Origin of the sequence: Kocuria sp. UBA1838, from assembly GCF_002338785.1 — a bacterium.
Lineage (GTDB): Bacteria > Actinomycetota > Actinomycetes > Actinomycetales > Micrococcaceae > Kocuria > Kocuria marina.
In genome coordinates this window covers 47,337-66,245 of sequence record NZ_DDIY01000011.1, presented here as the reverse complement: position 1 = coordinate 66,245, position 18,909 = coordinate 47,337, and the positions used below count along the sequence as shown (strand labels likewise).

The 18,909-nt window shown below is 68.5% G+C and carries 16 protein-coding genes; 9 read left to right on the top strand and 7 right to left on the bottom strand.

The window, feature by feature from the left end:
• Position 1: 1 nt before the first annotated feature.
• Complete coding sequence (sufB, locus tag B3I25_RS05705) at positions 2–1,477, bottom strand: Fe-S cluster assembly protein SufB (protein ID WP_064845266.1); 1,476 nt, start codon at positions 1,475–1,477, stop codon at positions 2–4.
• Entirely contained in the window at positions 1,474–2,235 is a 762-nt protein-coding gene (locus B3I25_RS05700; RefSeq protein WP_064845268.1) for a helix-turn-helix transcriptional regulator, read from the bottom strand. Before B3I25_RS05700 ends, sufB begins: the two co-directional genes overlap by 4 nt.
• Before the next feature lie 234 nt (positions 2,236–2,469).
• Between B3I25_RS05700 and B3I25_RS05695 the strand changes: the two genes are divergently transcribed.
• The 3 genes from B3I25_RS05695 (at position 2,470) to B3I25_RS05685 (ending at position 5,386) form a co-directional block, all read left to right on the top strand.
• Positions 2,470–3,468: an ABC transporter ATP-binding protein gene (locus tag B3I25_RS05695; RefSeq protein WP_064845269.1), complete on the top strand. Its 999-nt coding sequence runs from the start codon at positions 2,470–2,472 to the stop codon at positions 3,466–3,468.
• Complete coding sequence (locus B3I25_RS05690) at positions 3,465–4,265, top strand: ABC transporter permease (protein ID WP_231885420.1); 801 nt, start codon at positions 3,465–3,467, stop codon at positions 4,263–4,265. Before B3I25_RS05695 ends, B3I25_RS05690 begins: the two co-directional genes overlap by 4 nt.
• Before the next feature lie 95 nt (positions 4,266–4,360).
• Positions 4,361–5,386 (top strand): COX15/CtaA family protein, encoded by a 1,026-nt coding sequence (locus B3I25_RS05685; RefSeq protein WP_064845271.1) that lies wholly within the window; start codon positions 4,361–4,363, stop codon positions 5,384–5,386.
• 16 nt (positions 5,387–5,402) lie between these two features.
• Here the strand turns inward: B3I25_RS05685 and B3I25_RS05680 are convergent, their stop codons facing one another.
• The gene (locus B3I25_RS05680; RefSeq protein WP_064845272.1) at positions 5,403–6,326 is read right to left on the bottom strand and encodes a dihydrodipicolinate synthase family protein; all 924 of its coding nucleotides are present in this window, start codon (positions 6,324–6,326) and stop codon (positions 5,403–5,405) included.
• Positions 6,327–6,500: 174 nt separating this feature from the next.
• Entirely contained in the window at positions 6,501–7,397 is an 897-nt protein-coding gene (locus tag B3I25_RS05675) for a heme o synthase (protein ID WP_414672694.1), read from the bottom strand.
• Between the two features lie 421 nt (positions 7,398–7,818).
• On the opposite strand from B3I25_RS05675, the gene tkt reads away from it, so the two are divergent.
• From tkt to pgl, 6 genes are all read left to right on the top strand, one after another.
• A complete protein-coding gene (gene tkt, locus B3I25_RS05670; protein WP_286738212.1) occupies positions 7,819–9,930 on the top strand; it encodes a transketolase in 2,112 nt (703 codons plus the stop codon).
• A 78-nt stretch (positions 9,931–10,008) separates the two neighbouring features.
• On the top strand, positions 10,009–11,115 hold the full coding sequence (tal, locus tag B3I25_RS05665; RefSeq protein ID WP_131332898.1) for a transaldolase: 1,107 nt from the start codon (positions 10,009–10,011) through the stop codon (positions 11,113–11,115).
• 120 nt (positions 11,116–11,235) lie between these two features.
• Complete coding sequence (locus B3I25_RS05660; RefSeq protein WP_286738211.1) at positions 11,236–12,840, top strand: glucose-6-phosphate isomerase; 1,605 nt, start codon at positions 11,236–11,238, stop codon at positions 12,838–12,840.
• A gap of 33 nt (positions 12,841–12,873) precedes the next feature.
• Positions 12,874–14,412 (top strand): glucose-6-phosphate dehydrogenase, encoded by a 1,539-nt coding sequence (gene zwf, locus B3I25_RS05655; RefSeq protein ID WP_239318515.1) that lies wholly within the window; start codon positions 12,874–12,876, stop codon positions 14,410–14,412.
• The gene (locus B3I25_RS05650; protein ID WP_286738208.1) at positions 14,409–15,431 is read left to right on the top strand and encodes a glucose-6-phosphate dehydrogenase assembly protein OpcA; all 1,023 of its coding nucleotides are present in this window, start codon (positions 14,409–14,411) and stop codon (positions 15,429–15,431) included. The genes zwf and B3I25_RS05650 overlap by 4 nt, the downstream gene beginning before the upstream one ends.
• On the top strand, positions 15,424–16,230 hold the full coding sequence (pgl, locus tag B3I25_RS05645; RefSeq protein WP_286738206.1) for a 6-phosphogluconolactonase: 807 nt from the start codon (positions 15,424–15,426) through the stop codon (positions 16,228–16,230). Before B3I25_RS05650 ends, pgl begins: the two co-directional genes overlap by 8 nt.
• Positions 16,231–16,424: 194 nt before the next feature.
• Here pgl and secG read toward each other — a convergent pair whose 3' ends face one another.
• The 3 genes from secG to B3I25_RS05630 form a co-directional block, all read right to left on the bottom strand.
• Positions 16,425–16,679 carry a preprotein translocase subunit SecG gene (secG, locus tag B3I25_RS05640; protein WP_035962057.1) on the bottom strand — a complete coding sequence of 85 codons (255 nt, stop codon included), beginning with the start codon at positions 16,677–16,679 and terminating at the stop codon, positions 16,425–16,427.
• A 57-nt stretch (positions 16,680–16,736) separates the two neighbouring features.
• Complete coding sequence (gene tpiA, locus B3I25_RS05635; RefSeq protein ID WP_286738204.1) at positions 16,737–17,555, bottom strand: triose-phosphate isomerase; 819 nt, start codon at positions 17,553–17,555, stop codon at positions 16,737–16,739.
• A gap of 96 nt (positions 17,556–17,651) precedes the next feature.
• The gene (locus tag B3I25_RS05630; RefSeq protein ID WP_206478520.1) at positions 17,652–18,875 is read right to left on the bottom strand and encodes a phosphoglycerate kinase; all 1,224 of its coding nucleotides are present in this window, start codon (positions 18,873–18,875) and stop codon (positions 17,652–17,654) included.
• Positions 18,876–18,909: the final 34 nt, after the last annotated feature.

Here is an 18,909-nt window from a genome sequence, read left to right as displayed (position 1 = left end):
ATCAGCCAACGGATCCTTCCATTTGCAGTTCGATGAGACGGTTCAGCTCGAGCGCGTACTCCATGGGCAGCTCGCGGGCGATCGGCTCCACGAAGCCGCGCACGATCATGGCCATGGCCTCGTCCTCGGGCAGACCGCGCTGCATGAGGTAGAACAGCTGCTCCTCGGAGACCCGGGAGACCGTGGCCTCGTGACCCATGGTGACGTCGTCCTCGCGGATGTCCACGTACGGGTAGGTGTCCGAGCGGGAGATCGTGTCCACGAGCAGGGCGTCGCACACCACGTTGGACTTGGAGTGCTTGGCGCCCTCGCGCACCTGCACCAGACCACGGTACGCGGAACGACCGCCGTTACGGGCCACGGACTTGGACACGATCGACGAGGACGTGTTCGGGGCGATGTGCACCATCTTGGAGCCGGTGTCCTGATGCTGGCCCTCACCCGCGAACGCGATCGACAGCGTCTCACCGCGGGCGTGCTCACCGGTCATGTAGACCGCGGGGTACTTCTGGGTGACCTTGGAGCCGATGTTGCCGTCCACCCATTCCATGGTGGCACCCTCGTGGGCGATCGCGCGCTTGGTCACCAGGTTGTACACGTTGTTCGACCAGTTTTGGATGGTCGTGTAGCGCACCCGGGCGTTCTTCTTGCAGATGATCTCCACCACGGCGGAGTGCAACGAGTCCGTCTTGTAGATCGGCGCGGTGCAACCCTCGATGTAGTGGACGTAGGAGTCCTCGTCCGCGATGATCAGCGTGCGCTCGAACTGGCCCATGTTCTCCGTGTTGATGCGGAAGTAGGCCTGCAGCGGGATGTCCACGTGCACGCCCTTGGGCACGTACACGAACGACCCGCCGGACCACACGGCCGTGTTCAGTGCGGCGAACTTGTTGTCGCCCACCGGGATCACGGTGCCGAAGTACTCCTCGAAGAACTCGGGGTGCTCCTTCAGCGCGGTGTCCGTGTCCATGAAGATCACGCCCTGGCGCTCCAGGTCCTCGCGGATCTGGTGGTACACGACCTCGGACTCGTACTGCGCGGCCACACCGGCCACCAGACGGTTGCGCTCCGCCTCGGGGATGCCGAGCCTTTCGTACGTGTTGCGGATGTCATCGGGCAGCTCCTCCCAGGAGCCGGCCTGCTGCTCGGTGGAGCGCACGAAGTACTTGATGTTGTCGAAGTCGATCCCGGACAGGTCCGCACCCCACGTGGGCATGGGCTTGCGGTCGAAGAACTTCAGACCCTTGAGCCGCAGCTGGGTCATCCAGTCCGGTTCGCTCTTCTTGGCCGAGATGTCCCGGACCACTTCTTCGTTGACGCCGCGGCGCGCGGAGGCACCGGCGTCGTTCTTGTCGGCCCAGCCGTACTGGTACTGACCGATCCCCTCGAGCTCCGGGTTCATCTCCAGGATCTCGGAAATCGTGGTGTCACCTGACGTGTTGCCCGCGGTCTCCGCGGGCACAATGCGCTCGGTCATGACAACCCTCCCTGTCGTGCGGTTGTGTGGTTGGTGGAATTCGAGTGACCCGCAGTGCGCAGTTGCAGCGGGACGTGTGTGGTGCAGACGTGGGCGCCGGCCGCCATGGTGGACAGCCTGCGGACGTCCACGTCCAACAGTTCGGAGATCAGTGCGGTTTCCTGTTCGCAGAACTCGGGGTACTCGCTCGCGATGTCCTGGATGGGGCAGTGGCCCTGGCACAGTTGCGCCGAGCGCAGCGTAACGCCCTTGGGTCCCCGCGGGGTCACGGTGGTGTGCGAGGCCACGAAGCCGTCGCGGCTCATGGCCGCGGTCAGGGCGTTGAGGCGGTCGTCGACGTCGGGCCCGGCCGCCTCGACCTGCGGGCGGTAGCGTTCGCGCATGCGCTCGATCTGCTCGGCGACGAACGCTTGCACGAGCTTCTCACCGCCCACGCGCTGCATGGTCTCCAGCGCACGGTGTGCGAGTCCGAGGTAGTCGTGGCCAAGCTGTTCGTGGCCTCCGGGGGCGACGACGTAGCGCCGGGCCGGGCGCCCCGCGCCCGATTGCGCGCTGCGCAGGGCGGAGACCTCGATGAACTGTTCGGCCTCGAGCGCGTCCAGATGGCGCCGGACGGCGGCGGGGGTCAACCCCAGGTCCTTGGCGATCTGGGCGGCGGAGATGGGACCGTGGGCGAGCACCAACGAGAGCACCCGGGAACGGGTGGTGTCATCCTGGTCCGTGCGGACCGCACCGCGGTCCGTGGCAGGTGAACTCATGCTCGGTACAACATCCTTCGAGTGATGACGGTTGGCTCGGGGCGCGGCGTCCGCGTCGATCCCACCGGGTGAGCGCCATGCAGCGTAAAAACCCTCGTGGTGGGACACGCAATACATAACGAGGGTATGTCCTAATCCATTCCCGGCCAAACGGCTCCGATAGGGGAACCGGGGCCTAAGACCCTTCGGCGAACCCTCCAGCCAGTACCGGGACGGACGTTCTAGACTATCCGGGTGCAGATCCACCCCGACCCCGCTCCCACGTCCCCGGCGACCGCGACCGACACCGGTCCCGCCCTGCACATCGAGAACCTCGTGAAGACCTTCGAGGGCCGGGGTGAGCCCGTCCGGGCCGTGCGCGGGCTGAGCCTGGCCGCGGAGCACGGGAAAATCACCGCCCTGCTCGGGGCCAACGGGGCCGGCAAGACCACCACACTGCAGTGCGCCCAGGGGCTGCAGCGCCCCACCTCGGGCAGCGTCCGGTTGCTCGGGGAGGACCCGTGGCACGCCTCCCCCGCATTGCGGGCGCGCGTGGGCGTGATGCTCCAGGACGGGGGTCTACCGCCGTCAGTGCGCCCCGGGGAACTGTTGCGCCACGTCAGCCGGCTCTACGCGGACCCCGTGCCCGTGGTCGAACTCGTGGAGCTGCTGGGCATCGAATCGTTCCTGACCACGGGGATCCGGCGCCTGTCCGGCGGGCAGAAGCAACGCGTGGCCCTAGCCGCGGCCCTCGTGGGCCGCCCGGACGTGCTGTTCCTGGACGAACCCTCGGCGGGGTTGGACCCCCGCTCGCGCCACATCGTCTTCGACCTGATCCGGCGCCTGCGGGACAGCGGGGTGTGCATCATCCTGACCACGCACCTCATGGACGACGCCGCCCGCCTGGCCGACTACGTCTACATCGTGGACCGGGGCACGATCGCCGCGCAGGGAACCGTTGCGGAACTGGTCAGCGCCGAACGCCACGCACCGCTCGTGATGAGCATCACGCTCGCCAAGGAGCACGCCGGTCTGCTGCGCGCGGACCCGCCGTGGCGCACCCCGCGGTTCGACGACGTCGAATGGAGCGTCCAGGACCGTACCGTGACGCTAACGGGCCCGCTGGACGCACCACGGATCCGCGAACTGACCGCGTGGGCCACACAGAACGACACCTTGCCGGAGGCGCTGAGCGTGCAACCCCGATCCCTCGAGGACGTCTTCCTGGAAGTCTCCGGGGGGAATGCCCCGTGAGCACCTCGACCCACGAGTCCTCGGTGACCGCAGCGCCGTCGTCCCCCGCCGGGGCCGCGTCCCTGCCCCGGCGCGTGCTCGCTCAGGCGCGCTTCGAGACTATGACCATGATCCGCAACGGCGAACAGTTGCTGCTTCTGCTGATCCTGCCCGTCATGGCACTCGTGGCCCTGACCGTGACCGACCTGTTGGACGGCTACCGCGTGGGGGACGCATCCCGCGTGGACGTGGCCGTGCCCGGGATCCTGGTGCTGTGCGTGATCTCGAGCGCGTTCTCCGGACAGGGGATCCAGACCGGTTTCGACCGTCGCTACGGGGTGCTGCGCTACCTCTCGACCACTCCCCTGGGTCGCGCCGGGCTGATCGCGGGCAAGCTACTGGCCATCCTGGCCGTGCTCGCGGTGCAGTACGCGGTGATTGCGGCCGTGGCCGTGCCCCTGGGCTGGCGGCCGTCCTGGGAGGCCGTGCTGGGGTCCGTTCCCCTGCTGATCCTCGTGGCACTCGCGTTCACCGGGCTCGGCATGCTGATTGCGGGGACCCTGCGCGCCGAGGCGACCCTGGCCGTGCTCAACGTCGTATGGGTCGCGCTCGCGGCCGCCGGCGGCGTCCTCTTCCCGGTGAGCGTGCTGCCCGGGTGGCTCTCGTGGCTCGTGGCGTGGCTGCCGTCCTCCGCGGCCGGTGAGGCGCTGCGGGAATGCTTCCTGATGGGTAGTGTCTCCCCCGTGCCGCTGCTCGTGCTCGCCGCGTGGGCCGTGCTCAGCTGGGCGGCCACGGTCGCCTGGTTCAAGTGGGTGTGAGCTCACCCGCGTGAGCCCGCTGCGCCCAGGGGTTTCCCACGCTGTTCTCGCTACACTGGAGGGGTCCCATCCCCTCTGCCCTTGGATGCTCCGTCATGTCTGATGTCGCCCGCCGCACCGCCACCGATTCGTTCTGGTGGCCCGCCACCGTGACCCCGTGGGTGCGGGGACTCGCGGTCGCATCCCTGCTGACCAACTCGCTGTTAATCCTCACGGGCGGGCTCGTGCGCCTGACGGGTTCCGGGTTGGGCTGCCCCACGTGGCCGCGCTGCACCGCCGACTCGTGGACCAGCACCCAGGAGATGGGCGTGCACGGGCTGATCGAGTTCGGCAACCGCCTGCTGACGTTCGTGCTCACCGTGGTCGCGGTGCTCACGTTCCTCTCGGTGCTCAAACTGCGTCACGAGCACCCCAAGCTCTTCCGCCTGGCGCTGTTCCTGCTGATCGGCATTCCCCTGCAGGCCGTGATCGGCGGCATCACCGTCCACGCGGACCTGCACCCGCTCGTGGTGGGGGTGCACTACCTGATCTCGGCCATCATGATCAGCCTGGCCACTCTGCTCGTGCTCAACACCCGCCGGGACGGGCTGTCGGTGGTCGCATACGAGCAGCGACCGGGGCAATTGCACGGCTCCCGCTCCGCCGCACGCGTGCTGGGGGCGCTGACCGGTGTGCTCACCGCCGTGATCCTCTACCTCGGGACGCTCGTCACGGGCACGGGCCCCCACGCCGGGGACGAGGACAGTGCGCGGCTCACATTCGACTCCGTGATGATCGCCCGGGCGCACGCCATCCCCGTCTACCTCCTGACGTTCACGGTGATCGCGGGCATCGCCCTCACCGTCGTGAAGTCCCTGCCGCGGATCCTGCGTAACGCGTACCTCATCATGGCGGTCGTCATCGTGGCCCAGGCGATGCTGGGGTACTACCAGTACTTCAACGGGGTCCCGGTTCCCGCCGTGGCCCTGCACATGGTGCTCTCGGCCGTGCTGATCTGGGCGGCCACGCGGGTGGTCTCGTTCAGCGTCTACCTCGCACAGGACACCCACGAGTACGCGGCACCCATCGACGAGCCCGCCGACGACGCCGCTCGCGCCACACCCGCGCACACCGTGCGCTGATCGCGAGGCACCGAGCTTATTCTGCGACGAAGGTCGCCGAAGGTGCGGACGAGCGCAGTCGCTCCACGGCGTCCGAGAGCAGCCGCTTGCTGTGGGACGGGATGGGCAGCAGGGGACGGCGGGGAGCGCTCGTTCGAACGCCGCACACCTCCGCCAACGCGTAGAGCACCGACAGGGGCCGTTCCTGACTCATGAGGTGCATGAGGGGATGCAGCGCGGCGCTCCAGGCTGCGGCGTCGTCCGCGCGACCCTCCGCGACGGCGCGGTGGAAGGCCACGAACTCGGGCGCGAGCAACGCCGCCATGCCGCTGTGCCACGCCGCGCTCGGGTACTCGTCCACGATGAGTTGATCGCGGCTCACACCGTGTACGGTGCCCGGTTCGGCCTGCTGCGCGAAGAGCAGCTGGCGGGAGTGGAAGAGCCGACCGGACGCCGCGGTGTCCTTGAACGCGACCACGTTGTCCAGCCACGACAGCTCCGAGGCCAGTTCCACGGGGTAGGTGAACCCGGTGGTGGTCGGGTTGTTGTACAGGCACAACGGCAGGGACATAGCGGAGGCGACCGTCTCCACCTGGTCCGCGATCTCCTGGGATACCAACGGGATGTAACTCACGGGGCTCAACACCAGGCCGTCGGCACCGTTGTTCTCGGCGGAGTACGCGAACTGCATGACCTCCCGCGTGGTGATAGCGGAGATCCCCACGCCCACGGGCGTCCCCGAGCCCGACGCCGCGTCCACGGCCGTGCGGACCACCTGCGCCCGTTCCTGGGGGTCCAGGTAGGCGAACAGACCGGAGGTCCCGAGTACCACGATCCCGGACACTCCGCTGCGCGCGAGCCGCGCGACACTGCGTTCGAGGGAATCCAGGTCCAGCCCGCCACCGGGGAGCAAGGGGGTCACGGGGTAGGCGATCACACCGGAGAAGGTCATCGAGAACATGGACCCATTTTAGGTGACCCTAACCAGCTTTCCAGGACACCCAGCCTGTGCGTGACGTCGAGAACGAAGGGCGGACGGCGTCGTCGTCCGTGGTAACGCCCGGGCGGGATCCCGCACGCTGGAGCGGGCCGGGCGAGACGCAAGCCCGAAGGGCTCCGACGGGAACGGCCCGGGTCAGAAAATGGGCCCACCCAAGAACGGGTCCAGGGCCACGCCCACGAACACGAAGGTGATGTAGGCGATCGAGCCGTGGAACACGTACATGGCCTGCTTGAGCGTGGGCTTGCCGACGCGGGCCAGGCCGTAGAGCTTGTGGCAGTGGTACGTGAACCAGCCGCCGGAGATCAGGGCGATCACACCGTAGACCCACCCGGCGTCACCCACGGGGATCAACAGCAGCGAGCAGATCACGGTGGCCCACGCGTAGAGCACCACCTGGGCGCCCACGGTGCGCGCGGTGTCCACCGCACCGAGCATGGGCACGCCGGCGCGGGAATAGTCCTCCGCGTACTTCATGGACAGCGGCCAGTAGTGCGGCGGGGTCCACAGGAAGATGAACGCGAAGAGCACGAATGCGGGCCACTCAAGGGTCCCGCGCACCGCGGCCCAGCCGATCAGTACGGGCATGCACCCGGCGATCCCGCCCCACACGATGTTCTGCGCGGTGCGGCGTTTGAGCACGATCGAGTAGAACACCGCGTACAGGGCGATGGCCACCACGCCGAGCACACCGCACAAGACGCTGACCCCCAGGGTCAGCCACGCGACGGACACGACCGAAAGCACCCACGCGAAGATCAGGGCCTCACGCTCCCCCACCTCACCGGTCACGAGTGGGCGCTTGGCGGTGCGCCGCATGAGCCGGTCCTCGTTGCGGTCGATGTAACAGTTGAACGCACCCGCCGCACCGGCCGCGAGCGCGCCGCCGATCAGGGTGTTGAGCATGAGCAAGAAATCGGGGACGCCCTGCTGGGCGAAGAACATGGTGGGCACGGTGGCCACGAGGAGCAGTTCGATGATCCGGGGCTTCGTGAGCGCCACGTACGCTTTGAGCTTACGACCCAAGGTCATCCGGCCCTGATACCCCACGGGCTCCACGGTCCCGATGCGGGTCCCGGTCACTCCGTGTCCGTGCGGCGCGTGGGATCCGTGGGATTCCGGGTGCGTCGCGGTGTCAAGGTGATTCACGGAATCAATGCTCCAAAGAACGTGGGTGGCCCGGCCGTGCGCCGGGAGTGCCTGGGGCGGGCGCGCCGCACGCGCACCGATACCCGGTCATCAGTATAGCCGCCCGTCCCGGCCCACGCCGGGGTGATGTCCGGCACGCGCTTGTGCCCGTGGCGCGGGCCGCGGTCGTCCCTGCCACGCGGCGTCCCACCGGACTAAGGTTGATCCCGGAACATGCGTTCCGGGCCGATCGTCGCGGCCGAGTCCGCGGCGGAGTGTTCCGGATCGTGACCGCACAACCCGTCTAGGAAAGGGGCGCGTCACCGTGCCGAACCTCGATCAACCGTTGAACTGGACCGAGAAGGACGCCCGTGCGGTGGACACCGCACGTGTGCTCGCCGCGGACGCCGTGCAGAAGGTGGGCAACGGCCACCCCGGCACCGCCATGTCCCTGGCCCCGGTCGCGTACCTGTTGTTCCAGAAGATCATGCGGCACGACCCCTCCGACGACCGCTGGACCGGGCGTGACCGGTTCATCCTCTCCCCCGGTCACACGTCCCTGACCCTGTACCTGCAGCTGTACTTCTCCGGCTACGGCCTTGAGATGGAGGATCTCGAGTCCCTGCGCACGTGGGGTTCCAAGGTCCCGGGCCACCCCGAGTACCGCCACACCACGGGTGTCGAGATCACCACGGGTCCGCTGGGCCAGGGGCTCGCGTCCTCCGTGGGTTTCGCGTACGCGCAGCGCTACACGCGCGGTCTGTTCGACGCCGACGCCGCTCAGGGCACCTCCCCGTTCGACCACACCGTGTTCGTGATCGCGTCCGACGGTGACCTGCAGGAGGGCATCACCTCCGAGGCGTCGTCGCTGGCGGGCACCCAGGAGCTCGGCAACCTCGTGGTGATCTACGACGACAACAAGATCTCCATCGAGGACGACACCAACGTGGCGTTCAACGAGGACGTCCTCAAACGCTACGAGGCCTACGGCTGGGACACCACGCGCGTGGACTGGCGCAACGGCGGCGAGTACCAGGAGGACGTGCAGGGGCTGTACGACGCGATCGTCGCGGCCACCAAGGTCACGGACAAGCCCTCGATCATCGCCCTGAACACCATCATCGGCTGGCCCGCCCCCACCAAGCAGAACACCGGTGGCGTGCACGGTTCCGCGCTGGGCGAGGACGAGGTCGCCGCGACCAAGAAGATCCTGGGCTTCGACCCGGAGAAGTCCTTCCAGATCGAGCCCGAGATCTTCGAGCACGTGCGCGAGGTCGGCGAACGCGGCAAGCAGGAGCGCGCGCAGTGGGAGAAGTCCTTCGCCGACTGGCGTGAGGCCCACCCGGACAAGGCCGCACTGTACGACCGGATCAAGAACGAGGAACTGCCCGAGAACTACGAGGACGCGTTCCCCACGTTCCCGGCGGGCAAGGCCGTGGCCTCCCGCAAGGCCTCCGGTCAGGTCATCAACGCCATCGCGGACACCTTCCCCGAGCTGTGGGGCGGTTCGGCGGACCTCGCGGGGTCGAACAACACCACGATCGACGACGCCAAGTCCTTCATCCCCGAGGCCCGCTCCACGGCCCAGTGGTCCGGTTCCCCGTACGGCCGGGTGCTGCACTTCGGCATCCGTGAGCACGCTGCCGCAGCGATCGTCAATGGCATCGTGATGAGCAGCCAGACGCGCGCCTACTCCGGCACGTTCCTGATCTTCTCGGACTACCAGCGTCCCGCCGTGCGCCTGGGTGCGCTCATGCGCGTGCCCTCGATCTACGTGTGGACGCACGACTCGATCGGCCTGGGTGAGGACGGTCCCACGCACCAGCCCGTGGAGCAGCTCTCCGCGCTGCGCGCGATCCCGGGGCTCGACGTCGTGCGCCCCGCGGACGCCAACGAGACCTCCGTGGCATGGCGAACCATCCTTGAGCACCACGAGCACCCGGCCGGGATCGCCCTCACACGCCAGGACCTGCCCACGTTCGCGCGGGAGGACCTTCACCCGGATCACGACGGCGAGAAGTTCGCCTCCGCCGAAGGCGTAGCCCGCGGTGGATACGTCCTCGCGGACACCGAGGGCGCCCCGGACGTAGTGCTCATCGGCACCGGTTCCGAGGTCCAGCTCGCCGTCGAGGCCCGTGAACAGCTCAAGGCCAAGGGCGTGGCCGCCCGCGTGGTGTCCATGCCGTGCCGCGAGTGGTTCGACGCCCAGGACGAGGACTACCGCAACTCCGTCATCCCATCCGACGTCAAGGCCCGCGTGAGCGTGGAGGCCGGGATCCGGATGTCCTGGAACGACCTGCTGGGCGATGCCGGACGCGCCGTGTCCCTCGAGCACTTCGGCGAGTCCGCCGACTACCAGACCCTGTACCGCGAGTTCGGCATCACCGCCGAAGCCGTGGCCCAGGCCGCCGAGGAGTCCATCGCCGCCGCTCGCTGAACCCCGTCCCACGTCGCAGGCGGCCCGCTCGGGCCGACTGCGACGCCCCAGAACCCTTCGACGTGAAGTGAGGACATCATGACGACTCCCACCCAGAAACTCTCCGACGCCGGCGTCTCCATCTGGCTCGACGACCTCTCCCGCCAGCGCCTGACGAGCGGGAACCTCCAGGAACTGATCGACACCAAGAACGTGGTGGGCGTGACCACCAACCCCACGATCTTCGCCGCGGCACTCGCGGACGGTGAGTCCTACCGCGAACAGGTCGCGGAGCTCGCCAAGGCCGGCGCCTCCGTGGACGACGCCGTGTTCCGGATCACCACCGACGACGTGCGCGATGCGTGCGACCTGTTCACCCCCATCGCCCAGGCCACCCAGGGCGTGGACGGTCGCGTGTCCATCGAGGTGGACCCTCGACTGGCCCAGGACGCCGACGCCACGTCCGCAATGGCCCAGAAGCTCTCGCAGACCATCGACCGGCCCAACGCGCTGATCAAGATCCCCGCCACCGAGAAGGGCCTGCCCTCGATCGCGGCCACGATCGCGGAGGGCATCTCAGTGAACGTGACCCTGATCTTTTCGCTGGACCGCTACCGCGGGGTCATCAACGCGTACATGCAGGGCCTCGAGGAAGCGCTCGAGAACGGCAAGGACCTCTCCACGATCCACTCCGTCGCGTCCTTCTTCGTCTCCCGCGTGGACACCGAGATCGACAAGCGTCTGGACGCCGTGGGCACGGACGAGGCCAAGGCCCTGAAGGGTAAGGCGGGTCTCGCCAACGCGCGCCTGGCCTACCAGGTCTACGAGGAGCAGCTCGAGACCGAGCGTTGGAAGCGCCTGGCCGCGGCCGGGGCCAACCCGCAACGTCCCCTGTGGGCGTCTACGGGTGTCAAGGACCCGTCGCTGCCGGACACGCTGTACGTGAGCGAACTCGTGGCCCCGAATACCGTGAACACCATGCCGGAGAAGACCCTGGACGCGACCTACGACCACGCCGAGATCACCGGTGACACCGTGACGGGGACCTACCAACAGGCCACGGACGTGCTCAACGCCGTGGCCGAGCAGGGGATTTCCTACGAGGAGGTCGTGGACCAGCTCGAGACCGAGGGGCTGAAGAAGTTCGACAAGTCCTGGGACGAGCTGCTCGCCACGGTGCGCACTGCCCTCGACGAGGCCCGCTGAGCCGAACCCAGCCACTGCGTCGCGGCTGCGATCCCGCGCCGGGCACCCGCCCGGTGAGTATAGGGTCGAAGCCGCGCCGCGGCGTCGTTGTCCGAAAACCACGTTCCGAGGAGGCTCCCCGTGAGCTCATTGTCATTGCAGGCGGCCGGCGCCGCGCGTGAGGCGATCGACACGCACGTCCCGCGTCTGGTCGCCGAGAACTTCGCGTCCAAACTCTTCGACCAGGACCCCGCGCTGTGGGGCTCCGCCGCGCAGGAGGAAGCCGCGATACGGCTCGGGTGGACCGACGCCGTGCGCGTCTCGCGCCCCCTGGTGCCCGAGATCGAACAATTGCGCCACGACTTCGCCCGGGAGGGCGTGACCCGTTTCGTGCTCGCGGGCATGGGCGGCTCGTCGCTGGCCCCCGAGGTGATCACGCGCAGCGCGGGGGTGGACCTGTTCGTGCTGGACTCCACCGACCCGGAGATGGTCACCAAAGCACTCGAGGACCTCGAGCACACCGCGCTCGTGGTCTCCTCCAAGTCCGGGTCCACGGTCGAGACGGACTCCGCCCGGCGCGTGTTTGTGAACGCGTTCGAGCGCGCGGGCATCGATGCACCGTCGCGCGTGGTGGTCGTGACGGATCCGGGCTCCCCCATGGACTCCGCGTCCCGTGAGGCCGGCTACCGCAAGGTCTTCACCGCGGACCCGAACGTGGGCGGTCGCTTCTCGGCGCTCACCGCGTTCGGCCTCGTGCCGTCCGGGCTCGCCGGCGTGGACGTCGCGGCGCTGCTCGACGACGCCGAAGAGGCCACCGAGATGCTGCGCGAGGATGACGAGAACAACATCGGTCTGCAGCTCGGCGCCGCCCTGGGCGGGACGTCCCCGCTGCGCGACAAGATCGTGCTCGTGAACCAGGGTGCACCGTTCGTGGGCTTCGCGGACTGGGCCGAGCAGCTGATCGCCGAGTCCACGGGCAAGTCCGGAACCGGTGTGCTGCCCGTGGTCGTGAACGACGCCGCTCCCGAAGTGACGTCGGGCGCCCCCGACGTCCTGGTGGTCTCGCTCGTGGACGACGAGGCCGTCACGGAGGAGCAGGGCGAGGGCGTGCGCGTGGCCGGTTCGCTGGCCGGGCTCATGATGGCGTTCGAGGTCGCGATCGCTGTGGTGGGACAGTTGCTGCGCATCGACCCGTTCAACCAGCCGGACGTGGAATCCGCCAAGGCGGCCACTCGCGAGCTGCTGGCCGCCAAGCCCGAGCCCTCCCCCGCCGCCGCCACGGACGGCGCGATCGAGATCCGTGGCAATGAACAGCTGCTCGACGGCGCCACGACCGTGCCCGAGGCGCTCGCCGCACTGCTCGCCCAGCTGCCCGAGAACGGCTACGTGAGCGTCCAGGCGTACTTCGACCGTCTCGAGTGGGCGCAGCTCGAGTCGATCCGCGATCTGCTCGCACGGCACACGGGCCGTCCCGTGACCTTCGGTTGGGGACCCCGGTTCCTGCACTCCACGGGTCAGTACCACAAGGGCGGCCCCGAGCAGGGTGTCTACCTGCAGATCACTGCGGCCACGGGCACTGACGTGGACATCCCCGGGATCCCGTTCACGTTCGGTGAGCTCATCGGCGCGCAGGCCGACGGCGACGCTGGCGTGCTGAGCGATCACCACCGTCCCGTCGTGCGGCTGCGGCTCACGGACCGGGCCGAGGGTGTCGCGCAGCTGCTCAGGGTGGCATCGGAGCTGTGACCCGCCACCAACCGCGAACGAACAGGAACACGCGTGCCTGACAACAAGAACTGCAACCCGCTACGCGATCCCCGCGACCGGCGCCTGACCCGGGTCGCCGCGCCGTCGGCTCTCGTGTTGTTCGGCGTCACGGGTGACCTCGCCAAGAAGAAGCTGCTGCCGGCCATGTACGATCTGGCCAACCGTAGCCTGCTCCCGCCGGCCTTCTCCCTCGTGGGGTTCGGCCGGCGGGACTGGGACGACGCCCAGTTCGCCGAGTACGTTAAGGAACACGTCGCCGAGCACGCGCGCACGCCCTACAACGAGGACCTCTGGAACCAGTTCGCCTCGGGTCTGCGTTTCGTCCACGGCGAGTTCGACGACGACGACGCGTACCACCGGCTCGCGCAGACCCTCGACGAGCTCGATCGGGACCGGGGCACCCGCGGCAACCACGCGTTCTACCTCTCGATTCCGCCCAAGGCGTTCGAGGTGGTGTGCCAACAGCTCGCGGACCACGACCTCGCCGACAGCGAGGACAGCACGGGCTGGCGACGCGTGGTCATCGAGAAGCCCTTCGGGCACGACCTTGAATCCGCACGGGAGCTCAACGCGATCGTGGAACGCGTGTTCCGCGCGGACAGCGTGTTCCGCATCGACCACTACCTGGGCAAGGAGACGGTGCAGAACATCCTGGCGCTGCGCTTCGCGAACCAGATGTTCGAGCCCTTGTGGGACGCCCGCTACGTGGACCACGTGCAGATCACCATGGCCGAGGAGATCGGGATCGGTTCGCGCGCCGGCTACTACGACGGCGTGGGCGCGGCCCGGGACGTGATCCAGAACCACTTGCTGCAGTTGCTCGCGTTCACCGCCATGGAGGAACCCGCGTCCTTCACGGCGCACAACCTGCGCCGCGAGAAGGCCAAGGTACTCGAATCCGTGGTGCTGCCCGAGGACCTCGGGAAGCATTCCGCGCTGGGCCAGTACACGTCCGGGCTGCAGGGCGGGGACTACGTCAAGGGCTTCCACGAGGAGAAGGACATCCCCGCGGATTCCCGTACGGAGACCTTCGCCGCACTGCGCGTGGACATCAACAACCGCCGCTGGGCGGGCGTGCCGTTCTACCTGCGCGCGGGGAAGCGGCTGGGCCGGCGGGTCACCGAGATCGCGGTGGCGTTCAAAAAGTCGCCCAACCTGCTGTTCCGGGACATGGACAACGACGAGTTCGGTCAGAACGCGATCGTGATCCGGATCCAACCGGACGAGGGCGTGACCATCCGCTTCGGCTCCAAGGTCCCGGGCACCCAGTCCGAGATCCGGGACGTGACCATGGACTTCGGTTACGGCCACGCGTTCACGGAGTCGAGCCCCGAGGCCTACGAGCGGTTGATCTTCGACGTCCTGCTGGGCGAGCCCCCGCTGTTCCCGGACCACTCCGAGGTGGAGCTGTCCTGGAAGATCCTGGACCCGTTCGAGGAGCACTGGGCCGAGCAGCGCGTCATGCCCGAGCCGTACGCACCGGGTTCGTGGGGACCGGACTCGGCGCACGAGTTGATGGCCCGTGACGGGCGAGTTTGGAGGCGACCGTGATCGTTCAGATGGAGAACACCACCGCGGCGAAGATTGAGAAGAAACTCAATCAGTTGCGGGACGAGAACGGCGTGGTGACGCTGGGCCGCGTGCTGACGCTCGTGGTCCTGGCGCAGGCCGGTCACTCGGAGGTCGCGGTCGAGGCCGCGAACTACGCGAGTCACGAGCACCCGTGCCGGATCATCGTGCACGTAGCGCACTCCCGCACCGACGAGACCCGCTTGGACGCGCAATTGCGCGTGGGCGGGGACGCCGGCGCGTCCGAGGTGATCCTGCTGCACGGCTACGGCGAGCTCGCCGAACCCACTGAGACCCTGGTCTCCGCGCTGTTGCTGCCGGACGCACCCATCGTGGCGTGGTGGCCGCACGACTTCCCCGAGAATCCCAGCACGAGCTCGATCGGGTGCATCGCCCACCGCAGGATCACCGACTCCTCGCGTGCGCCCGCACCCTTCGAGTCCCTGGCACAACTGTCCCAGCAGTACCGCCCCGGGGACACGGACCTGTCCTGGACGCGGATCACCAACTGGCGCATCCAGCTCGCTGCGGTCCTGGACCAGGTGGGGCCCGTGAAGGTGCGCGAGATCGTGCTCGAGGGCTCCACGGTGGCCCCGTCCATGGTGCTGTTGGGGGTGTGGCTGTCCAGCAAGCTCGATGCCCCGGCGACCATCATCGCCGACGACACCCGGCGGGGTCTCGACCGCGTGTGCCTGGTCACCGATGACGGATCGGTGCAGCTGCACCGCCCCGGCCGCACCGTGGCCGTGCTGTCCCAGCCGGGTCAGCCGGATCAGCAGATCGCCATGCCCGTGCGGGATCTCAACGCGTGCCTCGCGGAGGAACTGCGACGGTTGGATGCGGACGAGGTCTACGGCGAGGTCATCACCTCGGGGCTCGCGAATGTCCGGATCACGACCCGCACCGTCGGTGAGGAGGCCGCGGAGCCTTCCGAGAACACCACGGTGCAGGGCCACGATGCCTCGGCTTCCGCATCGGCCGAGGGAGCCGGCGATGAGTGAGCCGTCCCGCCCGGAACCGCGACTCGTCCCGCACGAGGGTGACGAACGCCTTGCCTGGGACACCGCCCGGCGCGTCCTCGAGGTGCTCGAGCACGCCCAGGACGAACGCGGGGAGGCCACCCTCGTGCTGACCGGCGGGAGCATGGGGACCCGCGTGATCGGTGAGCTGGCCGGCCACCCGGACGCCGCCGTGATCGACTGGTCGCGCGTGAACGTGTGGTGGTCGGACGAGCGGTTCCTTCCCGGTGCGGACGGCGAACGCAACGGTGTCCAGGCCGCGGACGCGTGGGGCGAGACCCACGAGCTGACGTGGGACCGCGTGCACCCCGTGGCGGGCTCGGACGAGATCGCGTCGGCCGATGCCGCGGCCGAGGACTACGCCGAGGAACTCGCCGCGGCGGCCGAGAACGAGGGGTCCGACACGGGCCTGCCGGTCTTCGATCTGGCCCTGCTGAGCCTGGGCCCGGACACCCACGTGGCGTCCCTGTTCCCGGGCCGCGAGGACGTCCTGCGCACGGACGCCCCGGTGTTCGCGGTCGAGGACTCCCCCAAACCGCCGCCCACCCGCGTCACCATGTCCCTACCAGCGATCAATTCCGCGCAGCGGGTCTGGCTGCTGGTCGCCGGTGCCGCGAAGGCCGAGGCCCTCGCCACGATCCGACGGCCGGAGATCACCGCGACCGAGGCCCCGGCCAGCGCGGTACGCGGGACCCGGGAGACCCTGTGGCTCGTCACGGAGGACGCCCTCCCGGGCATGCCCGAGGACCCCGACCCGGCCCCGGGCGGGACCGCGGGCTGAGACCATGATCCCGCCCCCGGGCCCGTCACCCGGCACGTACGGGACGACACCGCACCCCGGATACGACGACGTCGGCCCGGACCTTCACGGTCCGGGCCAACGTCGTCTGCTCTACTGAGTTCTTCTGCTGTGCCGGGTTCTTGTGCTGTGCCGAGTCGTGGCGATCGGATCAGCCGGTGCGCGTGCGGCGGGTCTCAGACCCCCGGGCCGCTGAAGCGCATCAGCAGGCCGTAGCTCACGATGGCCAGGACCCACACGATCGCCAGAACGGTGGTGATCCGCACCACGTTCTTCTGCGCTGCGCCGGAGGTGTTCAGCGACTGGGTCATCCCGCCACCGAACATGTCCGACAGACCGCCGCCCTTGCCCTTGTTGAGCAGGACGAACATGATGCACAGGATGCCGGTGACCACGATGATCACCTGGAGGGCGATCTGGAGGATCTCCACGAATAGCCTCGATTCACGAATCTCGGGGGCGGGTCAACCGTCAGCGATCGGAAGGGATCACTGGCCGGTGACCAGGTGCTGCTCGAACCGGGTAATCTTAGCAAATTCCTCCGCGTCCAGACTGGCACCGCCCACCAAGGCGCCGTCCACGTCCGCTCCCCCGAGGATGTTCGCGACGTTCGAGGACTTCACCGAACCGCCGTAGAGCACCCGCGTGGCCTTCGCGAAGTCCTCGCCGTACAGCGACTCGAGTTCCGCGCGGATCGCGTGCGCCATCTCCTGGGCGTCCTCGGGTCCGGCCACCTCCCCCGTGCCGATGGCCCACACCGGTTCGTAGGCCACCACGAGGCCCTCGAGCTCGCCGGCGTTGAGCTCCGCGAGGCTCCCGCGCAACTGCTCGAGCGTGTACTGCACGTGCTCACCGGCCTGGCGCTGCTCGAGGCCCTCGCCGATGCACAGAATGGGGGTCAGGCCGTGACGGATCGCGGCGCGGACCTTGTCGCGGCACTGCTCATCGGATTCGGCGTGGATGCTCCGCCGTTCGGAGTGCCCCACGAGCGCGTAACGGCACCCAAGCTTGGCCAGGAACTGGCCTGAGATGTCTCCCGTGTACGCCCCGGAGTCCTGGTCGGAGAGGTCCTGGGCGCCGTAGGCGATCTGCAGTCCGTCGCCGTCCACGAGGGACTGCACGGAGCGCAGGTCGGTGAACGGGGGGAACACCGCGACCTCTACGCGGGAGAAGTCGTGCTTGGCGTCCTTGAGCGTCCACGCGAGCTTCTGCAGCAGGGCGATGCCCTGCGTGTGGTCCATGTTCATCTTCCAGTTGCCCGCGATCAGGGGCGTGCGGTCGAAGACACCGTTGGTCTGGGTGGTCATGGCTGGATCTCCTTCGGTCGTGCGGCGTGGCTGTGGACGGGGGCGGGCGCGTGGGGCCCGCGGCGGCGGGCCCCACGCATCACGGTGTGTGGCGGCTCAGGCGCCCAGCGCCACGAGGCCCGGCAGTTCCTTACCCTCGATGTACTCGAGCGACGCGCCACCCCCCGTGGAGATGTGGCCGAACTGGTCGTCCCGGTATCCCAGGTTGCGCACGGCGGAGGCGGAGTCGCCGCCGCCGATCACGCTCATGGCGTCGGAGTCCACGAGGGCCTGCGCCACGGTCTTGGTGCCGTTGGCGAACGCCGGCATCTCGAACACGCCCACGGGGCCGTTCCAGAACACGGTCTTCGCTTCGGCGATCGTGCGCGCGAACAGTTCGGCGGACTCGGGGCCGATGTCCAGGCCCAGGCCGGAGTCACCGATCTTCCCACCCTCGATGTCCGAGACCGGGCGGACCTCGTGCTCGGCGTCCTTGGAGAACTCGGAGGCGTACACAACGTCCACGGGCAGCACGATCTCGGTGCCCGCCTCGGCGGCGCGGTCGAGGTAACCCTTGACGGTGTCGATCTGGTCCTTCTCGAGCAGGGACGAACCCACCGCGTGACCCTGGGCCGCGAGGAACGTGAAGACCATGCCGCCGCCGATGAGCAGCGAGTCCGCCTTACCGATCAGGTTGTCGATCACGGCCAGCTTGTCGGAGACCTTGGACCCACCCATGACCACCACGAAAGGGCGCTCGGGATCGGAGATAACCTTGCGCAGGACGTCCACCTCGGTCTTGACCAGGTCACCCAGGTAACCGGGCAGCGCGCGCGCGATGTCGTACACGGAGGCGTGCTTGCGGTGCACGGCCCCGAAGGCGTCATCCACGTACGCACCGTTCTCCCCCGTCAGGGACGCGAGCTCGGCCGCGAACTCCTCCCGCTCGGCGTCGTCCTTGGACGTCTCGCGCGGGTCGAAGCGCACGTTCTCGAGCACGAGGATCTGTCCGTCCTGCAAAGCCTCGGCCTTCTCGTGGGCGTCCTGACCCACTACGTCCGAGGCGACGACGACGTCCGCGTCCGCGAGCTCGGCCAGGCGCGCGGCGGCCGGCTCGATCGAGTACTTGGGATCCACGGTGCCCTTGGGGCGCCCGAGGTGCGCCATGACGATCAGGCGTGCGCCGGCATCGGCGAGCTTGGTGAGCACCGGTAAGGACGCGCGCACGCGACCGTCGTCGGTCACGGTGGAACCGTCAAGCGGAACGTTGAGGTCCGAGCGCACGAGCACGCGGCGACCCGCGACCCCCTCCGCCATGAGATCGTCCAGTGACTTGGCCATATCCGTCATCCCTTCCTGTGGTGATGCCGTACTG

Bases quoted from the DNA above. Each gene is read 5' to 3' on its own strand.
- sufB (WP_064845266.1), bottom strand. From the start codon at position 1,477: ATGACCGAGCGCATTGTGCCCGCGGAGACCGCGGGCAACACGTCAGGT.
- B3I25_RS05700 (WP_064845268.1), bottom strand. From the start codon at position 2,235: ATGAGTTCACCTGCCACGGACCGCGGTGCGGTCCGCACGGACCAGGAT.
- B3I25_RS05685 (WP_064845271.1), top strand. From the start codon at position 4,361: ATGTCTGATGTCGCCCGCCGCACCGCCACCGATTCGTTCTGGTGGCCC.
- B3I25_RS05680 (WP_064845272.1), bottom strand. From the start codon at position 6,326: ATGTTCTCGATGACCTTCTCCGGTGTGATCGCCTACCCCGTGACCCCC.
- B3I25_RS05675 (WP_414672694.1), bottom strand. From the start codon at position 7,397: ATGACCTTGGGTCGTAAGCTCAAAGCGTACGTGGCGCTCACGAAGCCC.
- tal (WP_131332898.1), top strand. From the start codon at position 10,009: ATGACGACTCCCACCCAGAAACTCTCCGACGCCGGCGTCTCCATCTGG.
- pgl (WP_286738206.1), top strand. From the start codon at position 15,424: ATGAGTGAGCCGTCCCGCCCGGAACCGCGACTCGTCCCGCACGAGGGT.
- tpiA (WP_286738204.1), bottom strand. From the start codon at position 17,555: ATGACCACCCAGACCAACGGTGTCTTCGACCGCACGCCCCTGATCGCG.
- B3I25_RS05630 (WP_206478520.1), bottom strand. From the start codon at position 18,875: ATGGCCAAGTCACTGGACGATCTCATGGCGGAGGGGGTCGCGGGTCGC.